This is a genomic window from Luteolibacter arcticus (assembly GCF_025950235.1).
Classification (GTDB): Bacteria; Verrucomicrobiota; Verrucomicrobiia; order Verrucomicrobiales; family Akkermansiaceae; genus Haloferula; species Haloferula arctica.
The window spans coordinates 217,018-238,402 of record NZ_JAPDDT010000003.1; the positions used below are offsets into that span (position 1 = coordinate 217,018).

Below are 21,385 nucleotides of genomic sequence, written 5' to 3' on the forward strand. Positions count from 1 at the left end.
TGAAAATCCGAAAAAGGGAAACATATATCCTGCTACGTGATCACGTACCACGAAAGGCCTTGTCGAGACGAGGCATTGAGTGTTGGATCACGCCGTTCCCAGCGAACAACCTGAAGCGAAGGTTCCCCCCGACCAGAGACTCAGGCGTCAGACGAACCGACCGTGGGAATTCCCCCGATCCCAAGGCCGGTTCGTCCGAGAAAGCCGGCTTGCTTCCCCCCAGAGAACAAGCCGGAAGATTTCCCCCGACAGTGTGTGTGTTAGTGTGTGTTGTCAGCCGCCCGGCGGGTCAATTCCCCCGATCCGCCGGGCGGCTTGCTCTCCCAACCAAAGCAGGCCCCCGCCGCCGCTATCCCCCTCACACAACACCCCCTCTTTCCCGTGCCAGAGGCATCCTGGCACCCGGCTCCCTCCTTCAAGGCGACGCCCTCTCCGTCCCAACGGGACGGCTCATAAAAGCCTGGCACGAAGTGCCAAGTAAGGCGGACGAGCGGATCGAGTCACAACGTGACGCCTCATGCTTCAAACGGCTGCATTCCCGGCCCGGCTCCGGACCTCCGTCGGATGGCGCTCTGCGTCGGACAAATACGGGGCCAGCCCATCGGCGGGACCTTTGGGTCAAACCGCCGCACCCCGCATAAGGTCTCCCGTTGGGAGACCAAGTCCTTGACGGAGTTTCCCGGCAATGCGTGCCGGGCTACTATGAACCGTCCCGTTGGGACGAAGAGGGTCACCGGGGACACACGCCCTCTCTCACTCCGGCAACCGCTCCGCCCGCCGCGCCCGCCGCTCAAAAAGCTGCGTCTCCACGTAGCCAGCCGACTTCGCCCACTCGATCGCCTTTCCAAAATCCCGCGCCACGTCACTAGGCGCATGGGCATCGGAGGAAATCACCAGCGGCACCCCCGCCTGACACGCCAACTCCAGAAACTGCGGGTGCGGATAAGCCTCGGCACACGGCTTGTGCCACCCCGCGGTATTCAACTCGATCACCCCGCCCGCGGCCGCAATCGCCTCAATCGCCGGCTCATAAAAGCGCGCCAAGTCACCCGGCGGCCGGTGGGAGAATTTCTTGATGAGATCCGGGTGACCGAGGATGTCGAACAGCCCGCTCTCGGCCATCGCCGCGTAGGTTTCCCAATAACTGCCCCAGACCGCCTCGACATCCGCTTCCGCCCAGCGGCCGAGCCACTTCGGGTTGTCGAAATCCCAGACGCCGAGATAGTGGACCGAGCCGATCAGGTAGTCCCACGGGTACCGCCCGGCGAGTTCCTCGATCCAGCCCTCGCAGCCGGCCAGCCAGTCGCATTCCATCCCGGCGCGCACCGGCATCACCCCGGCGACGGCGCGGGCGCGGTCGATCCACTCGAAGTAAGCCGGCAGCTCGGTCTCCAGCATCCTCCAGTCGTCGAAAGGTTCCGGCCGGGCCGGCGCGTGATCGGAGATCCCGTATTCGGTCAATCCCGCGGCGAGCGCGGCGGCGATGTATTGCTCCGGTTCTCCCTCCGCATGGCGGCAAAGCGGGGTGTGAGTGTGATAATCGGCCGGCACGTCGGAAATGTCGCAGGGATTCGGGTTGCTTGACTTTCGTTAGGGATACTAAAGTGCCGCTCACACGCAAGCACCGCCGGGATTTCCGATGAGCCAAGACCTTTCCAGCCCCGTCGCCGAGGGCAATCCGTTCACCGACTACCTGATCGCAAAGCTCCGGAGCCACCCGAAGCGAATCGTTTTCACCGAGGGCGAGGACCTGCGGGTGCTGCACGCCGCCGAGCGCCTCGTGGCCGCGGAGGCCGCCGTGCCCGTGCTGCTCGGGTCGCGCGACAAGATCCGCGCGATGGCGGCCGACAACCGCATCAGCCTGAAATTCACCAACGTCATCGAGCCCGCGAAATCGTCCGACCTCGGGCTTTTCTGCCAACGCTTCGCCAAGGTCGAGCGCTACCGGAACAACACCGCCGCCGACCCGGCCGACGTGGTATCCCGCCCGCACTACTTCGGCGCGATGATGATCCAGTATGGCCAGGCGGACGCCCTCGTCGGCGGCAACAAGTCGCTGCCCGCCACGCTTTTCCGCGCGCTCATCCACACCATCCAGCCGCTGCCAACGGTGCCGAAGATGTTCGGCATGATGGTGCTGGTCGCACCGCACCTGCAGCACTTCGGCAAGGACGGCATCCTTTTCTTGGCAGACTGCGGCCTGCTTCCCCAGCCGACGGTCGACCAACTCGCCGCGATTACCATCGAGACCGGCAAGCTCGCCAAGCACTTCCTCGGCCGCGAGCCCCACATCGCGCTGCTCAGCCACTCGACCAAAGGCTCCGCCGGCACCGAGGACGCCCGCAAGATGGCCGCCGCTGCCGCGCTGGCGATCGACAAGGCCAAGGAAGCCTACCTCGACTTCAATATCACCGGCGAAATCCAGGCCGACGTGGCGCTCGATCCGACTGCCTCGGAAATCAAGCTGCCCGATGCGCCGCACCGCGAACCGGCCGACGTGCTGATCTTCCCGAACCTCGACGCCGCCCACATTTCCCTGAAGCTGCTCCAGCACTGCGCCGGAGCGCTGAACTACGGCCAGATCCTCGCCGGCCTCGCCCGGCCCTGCGCCCAAGTGCCACGGACCGCCAGCGTCGAAACCATCTTCGGCACCGCCGCCGCCGTCGGCGTGGAGGCGATCAAGTATCACCAGCTCTATCCAGACGGGGAAGTCTGAGGAGGGGGCTAAAGGTCTTCCGTAGGCGCGTTGGTGACAACGCGGAATGGTCCCTGAATGCCAGCGTGGCCAGCGACTTCCGCGGTGTCACCACCGCGCCACAATACGGATTCAGGAGCCCTCCCCAAACTTCACCGTCCAAACCAGCGGCCGGTGATCCGAGGCCACCGCTTCCGGCAGCACCGTCACCGGCGACGCCGCTTTCAAGCCGCGCAAAAACACATGGTCGATCTCCACCTTCGGCTCGGCCGCGGGACAAGTCAGGCGAGGTTCGCTCTTCTCCACCGCCGTCCACCCGTCGCCAAAAGCCTTCATCGCCGGCGAGTCCGGCACGTCATTGAAGTCGCCGGCCAGAATCAGCGGATCCTTGGAAGCCGCCAATTCCTTCACCAACGTCTCCGCCTGCTTCAGCCGCCGCGCATCCTGTTGATGATCCAAATGCACGCTCACCAACCGCAGCGGCTTCCCCTTGAAATCCACCACCGCCTCGAAGGCTATGCGCGGTTCGCCATCGCCGGGCAGCCGGTGAACCTTGGTTTCTCCGAGCGGATGCTTGGAAAGAACTGCCTGGCCGTATTCGCCGCCGTCGTGGTCCATCGCCTTGCCGAAGGCCCCTGTTAGCCCGGTCAGTTTCGCCAGCTCCGCCGCCTGATCGACCGATTTGCTGCGGCGGCATTTGTTGTCCACCTCCTGGAGCACCACGAGGTCGGGCTTCTGCTCGCGGATCCGCGCTGCGATCCGCTCCAAGTCCAGCTTCTCGTCCTCCCCCACCCCGTGATGGAGGTTCCATGACATCACACGGATTTCTCCGGCAGGCTCTGCGAGAAGAGGGATGGACGAAAGAGCCAGCAGCAGGGCCACCCGAAGAGTCGTGATCATTGGCCCGGATACGCAGGAAAATCGGCATTTGAATCGATTCCGCGACAAAACCTCGAAACATCCCGAGAAAGCAAGTTTGCCTAAGAACCCGCGGAATGCTTTTCTATCACATCGGCCGGGATATCTTCCGGCCTCTCTCCCCTTCCCATGAAGCAACCGATTCCTTATGTGGTGGCGCGCATGCTGATCGCCAGCGTGTTTGTCGGCCTTGGCACCGAGCGTCTGTTAGAAAAGGCCGGCGTGTTGACCGGCCGGAATCCGCCGGGTGTCGCAGGCGTTCTCTTTTCGATCTTCGAAGTGCTGGCAGGCATCGCGATCATGGCTGGCTGGCAAGCGGGCCGGCTGTCGCTGCTGTTAGGCGTGCTCCTGGTGGTGGATGCCTTCGTCGCCCACCAGTTCTGGAATCATGGTGGTGCCGAGATGCACGCGCAGCTCCTCCACTTCCTGAAGAATGTCTCCATCATCGGCGGCCTCTTCCTGCTCTCGTGGACCGAAGCCAACCGCTCCGACCCCAAGGTGCCCGGCGATCTGCCGTGAGACGCACGAAGACGATCCGGTTCGCAAAAACGTGCCGCACGTGCCAAAGTAGCGGCGGATGACCCTCGCCAGCAAGATCACGCTCGGCCGCATCGCCCTGGTGCCGGTGTTTGCCGTGTACGTGGCGCGCTACGGCATGAGCGTCGCCCACGGCGCGCCGCAGGAGCACCTGCGCTGGACGGCGCTGGCGCTGTTCATCTTCGCCTCCGCCACCGATGGCGTGGACGGCTGGGTCGCGCGGCGCTTCAACCAGAAGTCGAAGTTCGGCGCCTTCATCGACCCCCTTGCGGACAAGTTTCTCCTGATCACCGCGATCATCTTCCTCAGCGCCTTCCCGTGGGGCGCGGGAGACTGGCGGATGCCGCCGTGGTTCGCGTACCTGGTGATCACGCGGGACTTGCTGATCGGCCTCGGGATCATCCTGGTGAAACGGGCGGCCCACGAGGTCCACTACTCACCGCACTGGACCGGAAAGGTCTGCACCGTCACCCAAATGATCGCGATCGGCTGGGTGATGCTGAAGGTGAACGTGCTCCCGCCGCTCTATCCATGCATTCTCGCCGCGGTGTTCACCTTGTGGTCGGCAGTAAACTACTATCTGGAAGCCTCCCGCCAGATCCGGCAGCGAGCGGCGACTTGATAGGAGGAACAACGAAACCGACGAAACCACCGAAAGGAGCAGCCACGTTCCTTTTTTCGCCCATTTCGCTCGTTTCGTTGTCGATCCCTCCCCGCAAAGCCCTTGCCGCGAGCGAATTGCTGCCCTAAAGCCCGTCGCATGCCCACCGTCGCCATCGTCGGCCGCCCGAATGTCGGGAAGTCCGCGCTCTTCAATCGCCTCGCCAAGCGGAAGATCGCGATCGTCCACGACCAGCCCGGAGTGACGCGGGATCGCATCTCCGCGCCGTGCATGGCCACGGAAATTCCCTGCACCCTCATCGATACCGGCGGCATCGGCGGCACGCTGGAAGACGGCTTCGCCGAAGCCGTGACCATCGAGGCGGACATCGCGATGCAGACGGCGGATCTGATCCTTTTCGTCGTGGACGCCCAGAGCGGCCTGACCCCCGTGGACCTCGACCTCGGCGCGAAGCTGCGCAAGGCCAAGCCGCCGGTGATGCTGGTCGTCAACAAGGTGGACGATGACAAGCACACCAAGCACGCCGATGAATTCAGCCGCCTCGGCTTCGGCGATGCCGTCCGCGTCTCCGCGGAGCACGGCAAGGGCATGCAGTTCCTCACCGAGAAGATCGACGAGTTCATGAAGCCCCTCGCCGGGGAGATCGAGCAAGCCGTCGCGGAAGCGGAAGTCGCCGGCATCAAGCTGGCGATCATCGGCAAGCCGAACGCCGGCAAGTCCTCGCTGGTGAATGCCATCCTCCAGGACCAGCGCACCATCGTTTCCGAGATCGCCGGCACCACCCGCGATGCGATCGACCTGCCCTGCGAATTCGCCGGGGAGAGGTTCACGCTCATCGATACCGCCGGCCTCCGCCCGCGCTCGAAGCAGGACACCTCGGTGGAAGTTTTCTCCGCGATGCGCTCGGAGCGCGCCATCCGTCGCGCCGATCTCTGCATCCTCGTGGTGGACCTCGCCGCCGGGGTCAGCGCCCAGGATCGCAAGATCGCCCAGAAGGTGCTCGAGGAAAACAAGCCCTGCCTGATCGTCCTGAACAAGTTCGACCTCTACCACCCCGGCGCCTCCAAGAGCGCCCGCATGGAAGAAGCCACCGAGCACGTGAAGCGCGAGCTGTTCTTCCTCGCCTACGCCCCCTTCGTCGCCGTCTCCGCGAAGAGCGGCCAGGCGGTCGATCAGGTGCTGAAGGAAGTGCTCAAGATCCGCAAGGGCGCACAGAAAGTCCCGAGCACCGGCAAGCTCAACCGCATGCTGCAGGATGCCTTCCAGATCAATCCGCCGCCGACTGACCGCAGGTCCGCCAAGCGCCTGAAGCTCTACTACGCCACCGCCGCGGTGGAGGAGAAATACAGCGTCATCCCGGTGCCGACCTTCGTCCTCTTCGTGAATGACAAGTCGCTGATGCCCACCAGCTACGAGCAGTATCTCTCGAACCGCCTGCGCGAGTTCAATCCAGTAGCAGGTGTGCCCATCGTCTTCTCGATCCGCTCCCGCGACCGCCGGGAGTGGGAAGACCGTGACCCCGGCACCGGCCGCCCCGGCAAACAGCCCGTCGGTAAGAAGCCCGTCAGCAGGAAGCCCTCTGGCAAATCCGCCGGCAAACCCTCTGGCAAGCCTGCCACCAAGAAACCCGCCGGCAATAAGCCCGCTGGTAGAAGACCCTCCGGGGGACCTCCCGGACGAAGGAAGAAGTAAGCGGGCGGAGCCAAACAAATACCGTCGCATCGGGGCGACGTGTTCTTCGTCCCAACGGGACGGCTTATAATAGACCGGCACGAAGTGCCGGGTGGAATGCTGGAGACCACCGCGTCACAACGTGACGCCTCATGCGTCAGACGGCTGCTTCCCGGAACGGCTCCGACGCTTCCATGGAACGGCCCTCCCCGGGATTAGTATCAGACGTTGCTGCGGGAGCCGGAGAAGTGGTAATCCCCGCGGCGAGGCAGTTGGAGGATCAACGAAGGCGGATGGAGCTTGAAAGACGGAGCGAACCTGCTCCGTTAACCGCGTCCGCTCACGTCACCTTCATGACCAAATCCACGCTTTTACTGACGCTTTTCAGTCTTCCCGGCCTTATCCCCGTCCAAGCGGCACCGGCGCGTCATCCTTCCTATGAGCCCGCCATCGTGGCCAAGGCGGAGAGCGCGCAGCCAAATCTGTTCCTGAAGGCGAAGGTCACCGCCAGCGGCGAGTGGTCGAAGCAGACCGCCGACCACGCGGTCAATGGCATCAAGCAAGCGGACGACCACTGGGCCTGCGAGAATCTCCCGGTCTGGCACCAGATCGACCTCGGCGCACCGAAATCGATCTCAGCAATCCGGACCTATCCCTACTGGGGCGATGGGCGGGTGTATCAATACAAGGTCGAAGGCTCCCTCGATGGCACCGCTTGGAAAACACTCGGAGACAAGACTGCCAACTCGATCACCGCCTCTCCTGAGGGCGATCTCTTCTCGTTCGATCCCCAGCAAGTGCGCTACGTCCGCACCACCTTCCTCAAGAACTCGAAGGGCGCGGCCAATGGCGGCCATCTCGTCGAAATCGAGGGCTACGCGACCCAGCCTGACACCGGCCTAACAGGTGGCTTCGGAACCGTGGACCTCCGCTATCCCCCATCGGGCAAGGTGGAGCTTTCTCCCGCAGCATCCGGCTTGAAGCTGACCGCCTGGCGCGGCGAGCGCGTGAGCAGCCAGATCGTCGTGTCCGCCGGTTCCGCTCAGGAGCACCTGCACGTGGAGCCCGCCGTCCTTCGCGGCCCCGGCCAGCTACCGGTGACATCGAACTTCATCCGCTACACCCTCGCCGATGGAAAGCCGCAAGGTGACATCCTCGATACCGCGGAAAGCCTACCTCTCGCCGCTGGTACCAACCGCCCGATCTGGCTCTCCGTCCAAGTCCCGGTCGATGCGAAACCCGGACTCTACAAAGGTGCCGTGACGGTCCGCAGCAACACCGGCACGCTCGCTTTTCCACTGGCGGTCGAGGTTCTCCCCGCGGCGATCCCGAAGCCTGCCGATTGGAAAGTGCACCTCGATCTCTGGCAGCATCCGGAATCCGTCGCGCGCTGGCATGATGTCCCGGCGTGGTCGCCAGAGCACTTCGCACTGATGAAACCGCTGATGAAGCGCCTCGCCGATGCCGGGCAAAAGACCATCACCACCACCCTCATCCACGAGGCTTGGGGCGGCCAGACCTACGATGCCTTCCCCGCGATGGTGGGGTGGACGAAGAAAAAGGACGGCACCTGGTCCTACGACTACTCCGCCTTCGACAAGTGGGTCACCTTCATGAGCACCGACGTGGGGATGAAGGACGCCCGCATCCACTGCTACACCATGATCCCGTGGTCGCTGAAATTCCGCTACTACGACGAGGCGAAGCAAGCGACCGTGGATGGCGGACTGAAGCCCGGCACGCCGGAATACGACGAACACTGGGGCCGTTTCCTGAAGGACTTCACCGCCCACCTCCGCGCGAAGGGCTGGCTGGAGCGCACCCTCATCGGCATGGACGAGCGCCCGGATGCGCTCATGCGCGGTGCCATCGCCACCTTGGAGAAGCACGCCCCGGAATTGGAGATCGCCTCCGCCATCAACCACCCCAGCGAAATCACCCGCGCGGTGCAGGACGTTTCCCCCAGCATCCAGACCTCCGGGGAATTCGATGCGACATCCTTGGCCGCACGTCGCGAGGCAGGGAAGAAGACGACCTACTATGTTTGCACGAGTCCGCCCGTGCCGAATTCCTTCACCTTCTCCCCGCCCGCCGAATCCGAGTGGCTCGGACTCTTCGCCTACGCGCAGGGCTTCGATGGCCTCCTCCGCTGGGCTTTCAACTCGTGGGTGGAAGACCCTCTGAAGTCCACCGACTTCACCTCGTGGCCCTCCGGCGATTGCTTCCTCGTCTACCCCGGCAATCGCAGTTCCGTCCGCTTCGAGCGCATGCGGGATGGCATGGAAGACTTCGAGAAGCTCCGCCTTCTCCGCGAATGGGCCGGCAAATCCCCTGCCTCCGCCCAGCAAGCCGCCCTCGCCAAAATCGACACCATCCTCAAGGACTTCACTTGGGAACGCGGCCGGAAATCCGGCATCCACGCCGCCGACGTGCAGCGCGCCAACGCCGCTATCGAGGAAGCGGTCCGGATCATCACCCCGCGGTGACCCCTTGAGAATGGCACCGAAACGGCTTCGGAGAAAATCCGTGTCATCCTTCCTTCCGGAGGTTTGAATTTCCCCAGCACCCCATGCCGCTTCTCGACGTCCGCAACCTCACCACCCGCTTCCACACCCGCAATGGCATCGTCCACGCGGTGGAAGACGTATCATTCTCGGTCAGTGCCGGCGAGACGCTCGGCATCGTCGGTGAGTCGGGATCGGGCAAGTCGGTCACCTGCTACTCGCTGCTCGGGCTGATCCCGCAGCCGCCGGGACGCATCCACGCCGGCACGGCGATGTTCGACGGCATCGATCTGCTCAAAGCCAGCGAACGCCAGCTCCGCGGGATCCGCGGCAAGCGCATCTCGATGATCTTCCAGGATCCGATGACCTCGCTGAATCCCTACATGCGGATCGCCGATCAATTGACCGAACCGCTGGAACTCCACGAGGGAATCAAGGGCACCAAGGCGCTCAACCGCGCCATCCAATCGCTCGCGGAAGTCGGCATCCCCGATCCCGAGAAGCGCATCCAATCCTATCCGCACGAATTCTCCGGCGGCATGCGCCAGCGCGTGATGATCGCCATGGCCCTGATCACGCGGCCCGAGCTGCTGATCTGCGACGAGCCGACCACCGCGCTCGATGTCACCGTGCAGAAGCAAGTGCTCGACCTGATCCGCGACCGCCAGCGCGAGCTTGGTACCGCGGTCATCTTCATCACCCACGACCTCGCAGTCGTATCCGAGGTCTGCGATGAGGTGAACGTGATGTATGCCGGACGCATCGTCGAAAGTGCGCCGAAAGCAGAGCTCTTCTCACGCCCCCTGCACGCCTACACCCGCTCGCTGCTGAAGAGCATCCCGGCCATCCACAAGAAGGGAGAGGACCTCTACACCATCCCCGGCCTCCCGCCGGATCTCTCGAACCCGCCCGCCGGCTGCGCCTTCCGCCCCCGCAATACCATCGGGAAATCGGAGCTATGCCTCACCGACAAGCGCCCGGCGCTAGCGGAGCACGGCGCCGCGCATTTCGTACAGGATTGCCCCGGCTGCCTGGCAACGAAATAAGGGCTTCAGCCCTGCTGGGAGCGCGGGCCGCTGGCCCGCCAAAGCACCTCACCGTACCGCCTCTCCTTCCGCGTCGCCCCAGCAGCCTCACAACCCGCGATACTCCACCGCGAGCTTCTTGGCCGTGGCCACGGTGTTGCGGTGGATCTTCGCCGTAAACTCCGGCTGGCGATTGTAGCCACCCCCGTAAAGAACAGCCACCGGCACCCGGTTGCGGATGAAGGCCCGCAGCAACACCTCATCGCGGCGCTGCAGGTCCTTTACCGAAAGATGCATCTGCCCGAAGCGGTCATTGCTGTGATTATCCGCACCAGCGATCCAGATCACCAGATCCGGCGCGAACGTATCCAGCGCCGCCGCGAGTGAGCTGAAGAGCTGCTTGAGGTACATCTCACCTTCCACGTAACGCACGGTCTCCACGTCCATGGTGCTCGCTACCTTCTTCGTCGGGTAGTTGCGGCCAACGTGGATCGAGTAGGTGAAGACCCGCGGATCATCACCAAGGATCGCAGCGGTGCCATTACCCTGATGCGCATCCGTATCCACCACCATCACCTTGATCCCCGGCTGCCTGTTTTGCAGGTCGCGGATGGCAATGGCGACGTCATTGAAAACACAATACCCCTCCCCGTGCTCGCGGAAGGCATGATGCGTCCCCCCGGCAAGACAAACGGCCACCCCTTCGGCCAAGGCCGCATGGCAGGTCTGACGGGTCGCCTCCACCTCGGTCGCGCTGCGCTTGTACAATTCGGGCGTGACCGGCAGGCCAAGCTGGATCTGCTCCTTGCGGCCAAGCAGGCCCGAGTAGATCTGCTCGATGTAGGCGGTCTCATGGACAGCCTTGAGCAGATGGGAATCGGCGACCTTCACCTCCACGATTTCCTCCGGCCGCAGAACCCCGCCCTCAAGGAGCATGTCCTTGGAAATACGGAACTTCTCCATCGGAAACGGGTGTCCCGCCGGCAGTTTCAGTTCCAGGTCCTGCGAGTAAAAGCAGCGCATTGCTCCCGCCACGCAACCACACCCCCGGCCCCTTGCCCAATGGTTTTTCCCTGTGGCATCCCCCGGTTGGTTCTTTGACAGTCATTCCCCCGGCTGCTAGGCCTCGGGAATCCCATGGCAAACCCGACCCAACCCGACTGGGAAGCTCTCGCCAAGCTGCCCGCCTTTCACGAGCTGCTGGCGGCCAAACGGCGCTTCATCGTCCCCGCGACGATCTTTTTCCTGATCTACTACATGACCCTGCCGGTGCTCATCGGCTATTTCCCGGAGATGATGAAGCGCCCGCTCGTCGGCCAGGTGAACGGTGCCTACCTCTTCGCCTTCTCGCAGTTCCTGATGACCTTCGTGATGGCCTGGCTCTACATGCGCACCGCCCGCAAGTGGGATGCCATGGAGCACGCGCTGCTGTCCTCGATCGAATCTAAGAACAACGCCTGAACCGATGCTTTCCGCGATCTCTTCCATGGCCGCCGCCATCCAATTCACCCCGGCGCTGGCAATGTTCCTCGCCTTCGTGGCGCTGACGCTGGTCATCACCTACTTCAGTGCCCGCAAGGCGACCGGCTCGGCGAGCTACTTCGCCGCCGGCCGCTCGATCAAGGGCTGGCAAAACGGCCTCGCCGTCGCCGGTGACTACATGAGCGCCGCCAGCTTCCTCGGCATCTCCGGCATGATCGCCTTCAAGGGCTACGATGGCTTCATGTATTCGGTCGGCTTCCTGGTCGCCTATCTAACGGTCCTACTGCTCGTCGCCGAGCCGCTGCGGAATGCCGGCAAATACACGATGGCGGACCTGCTCGCCTACCGCATGAGCCCGCGGCCGGTGCGGGCGATGGCCTCGCTGAGCACGCTGATGGTGTCCACCATCTACATGATCGCCCAGATGGTCGGCTCCGGCGTCATCATCAAGGAGCTCATCCACGTTGAATTCGCGCCCGCCGTGGTCGGCGTCGGCGTGCTGATGCTCGTCTACGTCGTCTTCGGCGGGATGCTCGCCACCACTTGGGTCCAGATCATCAAGGCGCTGCTGCTGATGGGCGGGGCCTTCGCGCTGAGCTGGCTGGTCCTGGGCCAGCACGACTACAGCATGACCAAGTTCTTCCATGCCGTGGCGCACGCCGACTACGCGGGAACTGCCGAGCCGAAAAACCTGCTCGATCCCGGGCTGAAATTCGGAGCCGCCGTGAATCCATGGGGGCCGCTCGATTTCATCTCGCTGGCACTGGGGCTGGTGCTCGGCACGGCCGGCCTGCCCCACATCCTGGTGCGCTTCTACACCGTGCCCGATGCCAAGACCGCACGCGTCAGCGTCGCCTGGGCGATCGGCGTGATCGGCGTCTTCTACATCCTCACCACCTTCTTCGGCTTCGGTGCCGCAACCATCCTGCCGAAGGCGGCGATCCTCACCGAATCGGGCGCGGAAAACACCAACATGGTCGCGCCCATCCTCGCGAAGGCCCTGGGCGGCGAGCTGTTCTTCGCCTTCATCAGCGCCGTCGCCTTTGCTACGATCCTTGCCGTAGTTGCGGGCCTCACGATGAGTGCCAGCACGTCTTTCGCGCATGATTTCTACACGAATGTCATCCACCACGGGAAGGAAGCAAAGGCGGGGCAGGAAGTCCGCATCGCCCGCATCACCGCGTTCTTCGTGGGGGCAGTCAGCATCGCCATCGCCATCTACATGGGCCCCACGGCCAATGCCGCCTTCCTCGTCGGCCTCGCCTTCGCCGTGGCCGCCTCGGCGAACCTGCCGGTGATCCTGTTCTCGATCTTCTGGAAACGCTTCAATACCTCCGGAGCCGTCGCCGGCCTCGGCACCGGTCTTGCCTCGGCGGTGATCCTGATCGTGCTCAGCCCGAATGGCATCTTCGGCAAAGCCGGAGCCATCTTCCCGCTGGAAAACCCGGGCATCGTCAGCATCCCGCTCGGCTTCCTGGGTGCATGGCTCGGCACCATCCTCACCAAGCCGGATCCCCAGTCCGAAGCGAAGTTCGCCGAGCTCAATTTCCGCGCCCAGACCGGCCTCGGATCTGAAAAAGCAGGCAGCGGGCATTGAACTGGAACTCCGGCGGGTCGCTGGGAAATGACTTGGGGCACTGGTAGATAGTGTCACTGAGGTAGGGCACCGCGCTTCCCACTGCCACGCACTCTTGATCCCGGAGGGATCGCAGCCAGTAGCCGGTGGTCACAGACCACCGGTTTCGATGGGCGCACCATCGAAACCCGGATGGGTTTCCAGCCAGGCCGGAGCCATCCCGCGGTCCGATTCTCCGATCGAAGCCGCCGGTGCTTCACGCCCATCCGGGCATCAGAAATCACCGGCCGCCGTTCTTCTGCTGGATCAGCATCTTCCGGCGCATTTCATACTGCAGGCGCATGCCTTGGAAGATTCGCGCGCGGTTCATTTCCCAACGAAAGGCCTTCACCATGAACCACGCCGCCGCCGGAGCCAGGAAAACCCCCAGCCACCACACTTCGGAAAAAAGCAGCGCAATCCCCACAACGACCCCGATCAAGCCGATCACAATGATGCCTCCCGCAGGCTCCGTGCGTCGTCCGTGTTGGTCGCGGGGATCGACGCGGGCCTCATACTTCGCCCAAGCCTCGTCCAAGTGCTTCAGTTCACCTTGGATCCGGATCGCCTCAACGTCGCGCTCGATCTTCTTCGTCCGCTGCTCGATGCCTTCCAGCAGCCGGGTGTGGGTGGTCGCCTGATCTTGGACCACCTCAAGCCGGGCGTTGCAGTAGTTGCAGGTGAGGAAACGGATGCCTTCCGTCACCGGCAAGGAGGCACCGCAGCCCTGGCAGCAAAGTTGGCGGACGGTCGTATTCACAGCATCCAAGGTGTCTCATGGAGGCGTCCGAAGGGGCAATGGGAAATCCAGTGGCAAGCTGGAATCGCCTCCCTCTTGCCAAGGCCGCGGACATGGCGCAGATGGAGGCATGCGCTGGACCGTCGTACTGCCGTTCCTCTGCCATTTCGCCATCGCGGAGGAACTGGCGTTTCCCTCGCCCGCCGCGTCGGCAGAGCTGGCGTTCCCGCTCGGCAATGGCGCGCTTTTCAGCCGGCTCGCCGGTGACACGAAGCGCGAGACCTTTCCGCTGTGGACGGAACTCGCCAAGATAGACCAGCCCGCCGATCCAAAAAAGCCATCCCTTGGATTCACCGGCACTGCGCGCGCCGAATTGATCTTCGACTGGCTCGATGCCGAAGGCGAAGCAACCGGCTACCAGCGCCAACTCCACCTCACCGACGGACTCGCCACCGTGACCTTCAAGCGAGGCGGTGCCGGCTTCACCTGGACCACCTTCATCTCCAAGCCGGACGAGCTGCTAGTGCTGCACCTGCGCACCGATAAGCCGGGCTCCCTGAGCTTCCGCGTGCAACTCGATGCCAAGGGCCGCAAAGCCAAGGTCGAAGATCGCCGGATACTCTTCGTAGAGGACAAGGACTTCGCCACACGGGCCTGGGTCTATCCGATGGAGTCGGATGTCACGCCGGGGGAAAACGAGATCACCGTGAAAGGAGAGGGTGAAGCGCTGATCCTGCTCGCTGCAACCGCCGACGCAGCCAAGATCCCCCGCCTGCCCGACCGCATAAAAGCGCTCACCGGCGAAGGCCACCCGGACACCTTCGCACTGTGGAACGGCTTGTTAGAGCGGCATCGCAAGGCCTACCGCGAAGCCAACCAAGCGGCGACGTTCCCGGGCCATCTCGATGCAGTCCGCAAGTAAGAAAGCGGTTCCCAGGAGCGCCGGTCTTCAGACCGGCCTGAATGGTCCTTCGATGCCGGTATAAAGACCGGCGCTCTCGCGCAAAGGGACCTTGCAGGCGGGATGAATCCCGCGCTCCCAGTAAGACCTGGCAATCCGCGAGCCTCTTTGAACGGCAGCATGCCTGCCCATCATTCCAGACGACCTCTAACGGCTCAACCCATCCTGATAAACCAGCTTGAAACCGGCCTGATTCAGCACGGTGGTGGCGAAGTCGTAATCCTCCACATGCATCGCCAGCAGCGTGTGACCTTTCGGCGAGGGCATCAGCGCGTAGGCGAAGTCGATATTGGTCTCCGCCACCATCAGGGTATCGAGCACCGGCAGCAACTCCGGCCCCGATTCGCGCAGCGAAATAACGACCAGCTCGCAGGTCGTGTGGGGAATCCCCTTCTCCACGAAAATCTGTTCCGTTGTGTCCGGGTCGGTGACCACCAGTCGGGCAATGGTCGCATCCCGGGAATCCTGAACGCTGATCCCCACGACCTCGATCGCGGAGGAGCGGAGGAGCTTCACTAGGGATGCCAGCGCCCCGGCACGGTTCGGGAGCAGCACGGAAAATTGCTTCACCGGGTTCCCCGGCTCGATCGTCTTGGCGGGCATGGATGGGAGATGCTCAACCCCGCGGGCCGCGGAGCGGAACCGTTATTACCTCACCTTTGGTACGGTTCTCAATCACCATTTGATTCGGCCGCACATCAGTCACGATATACTCGGAGCCGTCGGCCCCCCGGAATTTCTGTCCGGCCTTGGCCACGAAGTGCCTACCCTGCCCGTCTTCCACCAGCGCGACGGGGTCGTGCGCGGTCGGTTCGATGCCGGAAATCAGCTCGCGCTTGCGGCCATTGGCCGAATCCTCGACCTCCACCACCGAGACTTCCGTCATTCCCCCGGCGTCCTTGAGGTCCTGCATCCGCCGCTCGACTCGGACGATCTTCAAACGAGAGCCTGACCCCGGGATCATCTCGCCTTGCGTCACCTCCTTCACGCCGCCACCGGAAATGCGGAGCGTGGCCACTTGGCCCTGCACCGTTTCCACCCGCAGCGGGAGATCCTTCTGGCGGTAGGCGCGCATGACCAGCGGGACCTTGCCGTCCGCCGAAGAAGGCGGTGCCCCTTCGCTGCTGGCCATCGGCTCAAGCACCACCCCCTCTAACATGCCCGGTGCAGCTCCTCCTACCGGCAGCGCGCCGAATGCGCCACCACCTTGGCCGGCGACAGGCTTGTTCCAAGGCAAGTCCGCGGGATTGACCGACGGCGGAGCGACTGGGACCGCTTGTTCCTTTTCGACAACCTTCGCCAGCATCTCCGCACCAAGATCGGCGGGTTCTTCGAGGGCAAACTCATCTTCCTGCGGCGTCTCCGCCAAGCGCAGCGCGAGTTCTTCATGCCCCGATTCGCGCGCCATGTCGGCGGCGATGCGGCCCTGATCGTCCATCGAAAATCGGTTCGCCCCAATATCTAACAGCATGTCCACTGCCTCGATCTGGCCATTCTGCGCAGCCAGCATCAGCGGCGTGCGGCCATCGTCCATGCGGGCATAGACCGAAGCGCCGTAGTTCGTAAGCGCATCGATGACCGAGGACTTGCCTTCCAGCGCGGCGACCAGCAGGGCGTCGTCCAGCTTGTCGCGATCATAAGCAGCGAGCTCGCCGACCATGTCGCCGCGGCCTTCGCGCACGGCGAGCATCAGCGGCTTGAAGCCCTGCCCGTCCTTCTTATGAGGATCGGCTTTTTGCGAAAGAAGGTAGCGCACCATCTCCGGCGTGCCGCGCATCACCGCCACCATCAGCGGCGTGCGCCCGTCCGCGCCGGTCACATCCACCGGCACCTTGCGATCGAGCAGGAAATCGGCGGCCTTCTTCATTCCCGCTCCCGCCGCGGCGTGGAGGGCAGTGTCCCCGGCGGCATTCCGCGTGTCGGCGGCGATCCCATTGGCGGTGAGTTTCTCCAGCGCGGCCACGTCGTCGCTTTCCGCCGCTCGGAAGAAAGCCTCGGGGGTCAGATCGTAGCCCCGGTCCTTGAGTTCCTTTTGGGCGGATTCCTCGCGGCTCTTGCAACCGGTCAGGCAAAGAAATGGCGCAGTACCGGCCAGCAGCAGCGCGAGGGGCTTCCCGTTCATGGCCGGGAACTTAGTTTACTAATCTTAACCATTCAACCCCGAACCGGAAGACACTTCCACGGACAGGATCTGGCACTCATCTCCCTCGATCCGGAACTTCACCTCCAGCCCACAGAGGCTCGCGCCATGAATGCGGCCCGGCTCGTCTCGCCCCGCAGGCGGCCGGGGGTCGAGCGACAAAGCCTCCACGATCACCCGCTGCGAACGCTCCGGCAATGCCTCGAAAGCCGGCGTGGCGGCCACGACCCCCAGCCGATGGGGCTCATCGGGAGCGAAGCCGCCACGGGCATCCGGCAGCGCTTCCGCATACGGAATGTACGGCTTGATGTCGAAAACCGGCGTGCCGTCCACGAGGTCGATCCCGCCGAGCAACAACACGCTCCCCTCCTTCTCCCGCCGCTCGATCCCATCCAGTCGGACCAGCGACAGGCCGAGGTTGTTCGGGCGGAACGTCGAGCGGGTGGCGAAGACGCCGACGCGCTCGTTCCCTCCAAGCCGCGGCGGTCGCACGGTGGGCGTCCACCCCCCGTCCACCGTGAGGTGAAACCCGAAGATCAGCCAGAGATGCGAGAACCCCTCCATCCCCCGCAATGCTTCCGCCTGCCGGAATTCCGGCTCGAAGACGAGCTCGCCCCAGGCGCTCGGACACAGCCCGGGCTGCCGCGGCACGGCGAACTTGCTGCCGAAGCAGGAACGCACATGGGCGATCGGACGAATTTCCATGACGGATCAATCGTATCTCACGGATTCCAGATACAACCCATCCGCCGGCGCGCAAAACGGACTCTTCCCCTGCGGCAGTCCCGTCGGCTGATCGAGGTAGGCCAAAAGCTGATCGATCCGCAACCGCCCCTGCGCCGCCTGCACCGCCGCGCCAGTCAGCAGGCGCACCATCTTGTAAAGGAAACCTTCCCCGGAGTACCGCAGCCGCCAGCCGAACTCGATCTCCTCCAGATCCACCCGCGTCACATTCCGCACATAGCTGGTCTCCTCCGTCTCGTAGCCCCTCTTCGCGCCAAAGGCCTCGAAGTCATGGCGACCCTCGAACAAGCCGAGTGCCTCGCGCAGCGTGAAGGGATCGAGCTGCCGCGGCAGGTGCCAAGCCCGCGCGGCGCGGAATGGCGAAAGCACCGGCTCGGTCGAGAGGTCGTAGCGATAGGTCTTCTCAACAGCCGAAATGCGGGCATGGAAATCGGCTGCCACCTCTTCACAAGCCATCACGCGGATCGACCCCGGCAGCTTCGTGTTGAGCGCCGGCACCCAGTTGAAGGGATTCATCGTCAGGTCGTCCGGCGCATCGAAATGCGCCACCTGCGCCAACGCATGCACCCCGGCATCCGTGCGTCCCGAGCCATGCAGGCGGACCGGCTGCTTCGCCGTCTCGGCGAGGGCCTTCTCGACCAAGTCCTGCACGGTGTTGCCACCGGCTTGGGACTGCCAGCCCTCGATATCGCGGCCGTCGTAAGCGAGGATCAATTTCAGACGCACCGCGGCAGGGTGCCTGTTGGAGTCTGCCGGTCAATCGCGGGTTACCCTCCCCTTTGGCCGTCTCCCACCTGAATCCGCTGCCTCCATTCTTCCCCCCGAAACGTGATGAACTTTGTTTCGCCATCGTAATTTCACAACTCAGCACTGGACCTCGGGATATGAAATGTTCCCCTTTTCGCGATGAGGATCTCCTTGTTGACAACTCCCCGCCGACTTCCGGCTCTAGCCTTCCGCCTGACGACCGTCCTCGCATTCTTCCTTCTCGGACTAACGAGATCCTCCCATGCCGTAGAGCCTGTTGCCCCCAAGGATCTCCCAACGTCCGATTGGTCGAGCATCCGCGCCGCATATGAAAAAGGCCGGCATGCAGCGTATCGACAGGACGACGGGAATCTCATCGCCCGGAATCCATCCCAGCAGTGGCAAGCGGAGTTCGATGGCAGGGGCTTCACCGTCACCCCCGACCACGGAGAGTGGACCTGGGGATTGGAACTCACCGGTTATGGCGAGCGCGCCTTCTTGCCTCCTCCACCTGACCTCCACCACGAAGGCGGAAAGATCAGTTGCCGGCGGGATGAGTCACTCACCGAGTGGTTCATCAATGACACCCGCGGCCTGGAGCAGGGCTGGACTTTTCAGGATCGTCCGTCCCGCCCGAACCCTGCTGAACCGCTCCACCTTCACCTGACCACCCGAGGCAACCTGTTGCCCCGGGTCACCGGCCAGGGCGAGAACGTCTCTTTCGAGGCTCCTGATCGCGACATCGCCTTGAGCTACGGCGGCCTGAAAGCATGGGATGCCGATGGCAAGACGCTCTCCGTGCGCTTCGAGCAGGCCGGATCGAAGCAACTTCGCATCGTCGTGGAGGACCAGCAGGCGCGCTACCCGGTCACCATCGATCCCGTCGCCCAGCAGGCCTATCTCAAAGCCAGCAATACGAACCCAGGCGACTTCTTCGGATGGGACGTGGACATCTCCGGCGATACCGTGGTGATCGGAGCCTTTGACGAGGACAGCAATGCCACGGGGGTCAACGGTGACCAGGCGAACAACGCAAGCAATCGCGCCGGAGCCGCCTACCTTTTCGTCCGCAATGGCACGCAGTGGACGCAGCAAGCTTACCTGAAGGCGAGCAACACCTCCGCCATGGAACAATTCGGAGCCGCCGTGGCGATCTCGGGCGACACCGTCGTCGTGGGAGCCTCAGGCGATGACAGCAGCGCCACCGGCGTCAATGGGGATGAGACGAACACCGGCAGCTCGAATTCCGGAGCAGCATACGTCTTCACCCGGAGCAACGGGGAATGGACACAGCAAGCCTACCTCAAGGCCAGCAATACCGGCGCAGGCGACTCCTTCGGCTACGATGTGGCCATCTTTGGGGACACGATCGTGGTCGGGGCGATTCAAGAAGACAGCATGACCACCGGCGTGAATGGCAATCAGGCTGACAATTTCGCAGCCGGAGCGGGTGCGGCATACGTCTTCACGCGCAGCGGCACCACCTGGAGCCAGCAGGCCTATCTCAAGGCGAGCAATGCAGGGGCTGACGACATCTTCGGTTGGTCGGTCGCCGTCTCGGACAACACCATTGTGGTCGGCGCGATCAACGAGGACAGCAATGCCGGCGGGGTCAATGGCGCCCAGACCAACGGGACCGGGGGCACCGATTCAGGCGCGGCCTATGTCTTTGTGCGGAATGGCACCGACTGGTCACAGCAAGCCTACCTCAAGGGTCCTGCGAGTGCGACGCGGTGGAAATTGGGTTGGTCGGTCGCGGTGTCCGGAGACACGGTCGTCGCGGGAGCCATCAACGACTGGACCGGGGCAGTCGCCGTTTTCTCCCGCAGCGGCACCACGTGGACCTCGCAGGGATTCCTCAATCCGAGCAACCTCGAAACCGTGGACTACTTCGGCTACTCGGTCGCAGTTTCCGGGGACACCATCGTGGCAGGGGCCCGCTACGAGGACAGCATCTCGACCAGCATCAACGGCCACCAGGCCAACAACAACTCCCCGAACTCCGGAGCAGCCTACATCTTCACGCGCAGCGGGACGACCTGGACCCAGCAATCCTACCTCAAGGCGAGCAACACCGGGGCAGGCGATGAATTCGGCGCGCGAGTGGCTTTTTCAGGAAGCACCATCGTCGTCGGGGCCAACAGGGAGAGCAGCAACGCCACCGGCGTGAATGGCAACCAATCGTCCGATAGCGCCCTCGAGGCAGGCGCAGCGTACGTGTTCGATTTGGAGGCACCTCCGGCACCGGAAATCTCCATCACCACCGCCACAGGAACGGAGCTTGTAAATGGCGGGACGCTGTCCTTTGGCCCCTTGGTAGAGGGTGGGATCACCCAGCAGATCTTTTACATCCGCGGCGGCGGCACCGCCGATCTGGTCCTGAGCGGCTCTCCAGCCGCGATCGTCACCGGCGGCAGCGAATTCTCCGTGTCCACCCAACCCGTCGGCCCCCTCACTCCCAGCGGTTTCACTGCCATGGCACTGCTATTCAGGCCGACCAGCGGAGGTTTGAAAACAGCTGTGCTTTCGATTCCCAACAACGACCTCGATGAAGGCCCCTACGTCTTCCGACTGGCCGGCACCAGCCTGTCCTATTCGTTCGATACCGACGGCGACGGCATGAACGACGCCTCGGAACTCAATATGGCAGCGCTGGGTTTCAACTGGCAGACGAGCCAGGTAAGTTTGGTCAACACCTTCAAGACAAACGCCAACGGTGCGGGCTACTATTCATTGAACCAGGTGCAGGAGCTGCATGCCGGCACGCCCCTGATCTCCAAGAATCCGGCGACCGGAAAATTCACGCTGTCGATGGATTGGAAAAAGTCGACGGATCTGGTCGATTTCGTCGATTTCCCGGCGCCAGCAGGCTCGGGCGTTTCGATCAGTCCGGCGGGCGATATCGAATTCGAGTTTTCTGCGCCGGATCCTGCCGCGTTCTTCCGGCTAGAGATCGATTGAGTTCCGCGGAAATGATGGATCGTT

The 21,385-nt window shown here is 63.4% G+C and carries 18 protein-coding genes; 10 read left to right on the forward strand and 8 right to left on the reverse strand.

The genetic code is table 11. The features are described from left to right. Positions 1-753: 753 nt before the first annotated feature. On the reverse strand, positions 754-1,551 hold the full coding sequence (locus OKA05_RS09255; RefSeq protein WP_264486848.1) for a histidinol-phosphatase HisJ family protein: 798 nt from the start codon (positions 1,549-1,551) through the stop codon (positions 754-756). An 88-nt stretch (positions 1,552-1,639) separates the two neighbouring features. Between OKA05_RS09255 and OKA05_RS09260 the strand changes: the two genes are divergently transcribed. Next, positions 1,640-2,716, forward strand: coding sequence for a phosphate acyltransferase (locus OKA05_RS09260; protein ID WP_264486849.1), 1,077 nt, complete (start codon positions 1,640-1,642; stop codon positions 2,714-2,716). A 111-nt stretch (positions 2,717-2,827) separates the two neighbouring features. Here the strand turns inward: OKA05_RS09260 and OKA05_RS09265 are convergent, their stop codons facing one another. Beyond that, positions 2,828-3,595, reverse strand: coding sequence for an endonuclease/exonuclease/phosphatase family protein (locus tag OKA05_RS09265; protein ID WP_264486850.1), 768 nt, complete (start codon positions 3,593-3,595; stop codon positions 2,828-2,830). Between the two features lie 147 nt (positions 3,596-3,742). On the opposite strand from OKA05_RS09265, the gene OKA05_RS09270 reads away from it, so the two are divergent. From OKA05_RS09270 to OKA05_RS09290, 5 genes are all read left to right on the forward strand, one after another. Continuing rightward, on the forward strand, positions 3,743-4,132 hold the full coding sequence (locus tag OKA05_RS09270; protein ID WP_264486851.1) for a DoxX family protein: 390 nt from the start codon (positions 3,743-3,745) through the stop codon (positions 4,130-4,132). Between the two features lie 58 nt (positions 4,133-4,190). After that, a complete protein-coding gene (pgsA, locus tag OKA05_RS09275; protein ID WP_264486852.1) occupies positions 4,191-4,772 on the forward strand; it encodes a CDP-diacylglycerol--glycerol-3-phosphate 3-phosphatidyltransferase in 582 nt (193 codons plus the stop codon). A 138-nt stretch (positions 4,773-4,910) separates the two neighbouring features. Next, positions 4,911-6,464, forward strand: a complete 1,554-nt coding sequence (gene der, locus OKA05_RS09280) for a ribosome biogenesis GTPase Der (protein ID WP_343226958.1) — start codon at positions 4,911-4,913, stop codon at positions 6,462-6,464. Between the two features lie 332 nt (positions 6,465-6,796). Continuing rightward, the gene (locus OKA05_RS09285) at positions 6,797-8,929 is read left to right on the forward strand and encodes a glycoside hydrolase domain-containing protein (protein WP_264486853.1); all 2,133 of its coding nucleotides are present in this window, start codon (positions 6,797-6,799) and stop codon (positions 8,927-8,929) included. 83 nt (positions 8,930-9,012) lie between these two features. Next, positions 9,013-9,993: an ABC transporter ATP-binding protein gene (locus OKA05_RS09290; RefSeq protein WP_264486854.1), complete on the forward strand. Its 981-nt coding sequence runs from the start codon at positions 9,013-9,015 to the stop codon at positions 9,991-9,993. 87 nt (positions 9,994-10,080) lie between these two features. Here OKA05_RS09290 and OKA05_RS09295 read toward each other — a convergent pair whose 3' ends face one another. Beyond that, a complete protein-coding gene (locus OKA05_RS09295; protein WP_264486855.1) occupies positions 10,081-10,935 on the reverse strand; it encodes a histone deacetylase family protein in 855 nt (284 codons plus the stop codon). A 174-nt stretch (positions 10,936-11,109) separates the two neighbouring features. Here OKA05_RS09295 and OKA05_RS09300 point away from each other — a divergent pair, with 174 nt between their 5' ends. Both OKA05_RS09300 and OKA05_RS09305 read left to right on the forward strand, forming a co-directional pair. After that, positions 11,110-11,433 (forward strand): DUF485 domain-containing protein, encoded by a 324-nt coding sequence (locus OKA05_RS09300; RefSeq protein ID WP_264486856.1) that lies wholly within the window; start codon positions 11,110-11,112, stop codon positions 11,431-11,433. A 4-nt stretch (positions 11,434-11,437) separates the two neighbouring features. Next, on the forward strand, positions 11,438-13,051 hold the full coding sequence (locus OKA05_RS09305; RefSeq protein ID WP_264486857.1) for a solute symporter family protein: 1,614 nt from the start codon (positions 11,438-11,440) through the stop codon (positions 13,049-13,051). Between the two features lie 259 nt (positions 13,052-13,310). On the opposite strand, the gene OKA05_RS09310 is transcribed toward OKA05_RS09305, so the two are convergent. Further along, on the reverse strand, positions 13,311-13,829 hold the full coding sequence (locus OKA05_RS09310; RefSeq protein ID WP_264486858.1) for a hypothetical protein: 519 nt from the start codon (positions 13,827-13,829) through the stop codon (positions 13,311-13,313). A gap of 109 nt (positions 13,830-13,938) precedes the next feature. Between OKA05_RS09310 and OKA05_RS09315 the strand changes: the two genes are divergently transcribed. Then, entirely contained in the window at positions 13,939-14,730 is a 792-nt protein-coding gene (locus OKA05_RS09315; RefSeq protein WP_264486859.1) for a glycoside hydrolase N-terminal domain-containing protein, read from the forward strand. 186 nt (positions 14,731-14,916) lie between these two features. Here OKA05_RS09315 and OKA05_RS09320 read toward each other — a convergent pair whose 3' ends face one another. The 4 genes from OKA05_RS09320 to truA are packed head-to-tail and all read right to left on the reverse strand — an operon-like array spanning position 14,917 to position 18,379. After that, complete coding sequence (locus tag OKA05_RS09320) at positions 14,917-15,372, reverse strand: ACT domain-containing protein (protein WP_264486860.1); 456 nt, start codon at positions 15,370-15,372, stop codon at positions 14,917-14,919. 13 nt (positions 15,373-15,385) lie between these two features. Further along, positions 15,386-16,891 carry an ankyrin repeat domain-containing protein gene (locus OKA05_RS09325; RefSeq protein ID WP_264486861.1) on the reverse strand — a complete coding sequence of 502 codons (1,506 nt, stop codon included), beginning with the start codon at positions 16,889-16,891 and terminating at the stop codon, positions 15,386-15,388. A gap of 24 nt (positions 16,892-16,915) precedes the next feature. Next, a complete protein-coding gene (gene tsaA, locus OKA05_RS09330; protein ID WP_264486862.1) occupies positions 16,916-17,614 on the reverse strand; it encodes a tRNA (N6-threonylcarbamoyladenosine(37)-N6)-methyltransferase TrmO in 699 nt (232 codons plus the stop codon). Positions 17,615-17,620: 6 nt separating this feature from the next. Next, positions 17,621-18,379, reverse strand: coding sequence for a tRNA pseudouridine(38-40) synthase TruA (truA, locus tag OKA05_RS09335; RefSeq protein WP_264486863.1), 759 nt, complete (start codon positions 18,377-18,379; stop codon positions 17,621-17,623). Positions 18,380-18,571: 192 nt separating this feature from the next. Between truA and OKA05_RS09340 the strand changes: the two genes are divergently transcribed. Continuing rightward, on the forward strand, positions 18,572-21,361 hold the full coding sequence (locus OKA05_RS09340; RefSeq protein ID WP_264486864.1) for a hypothetical protein: 2,790 nt from the start codon (positions 18,572-18,574) through the stop codon (positions 21,359-21,361). Positions 21,362-21,385 lie beyond the last annotated feature (24 nt).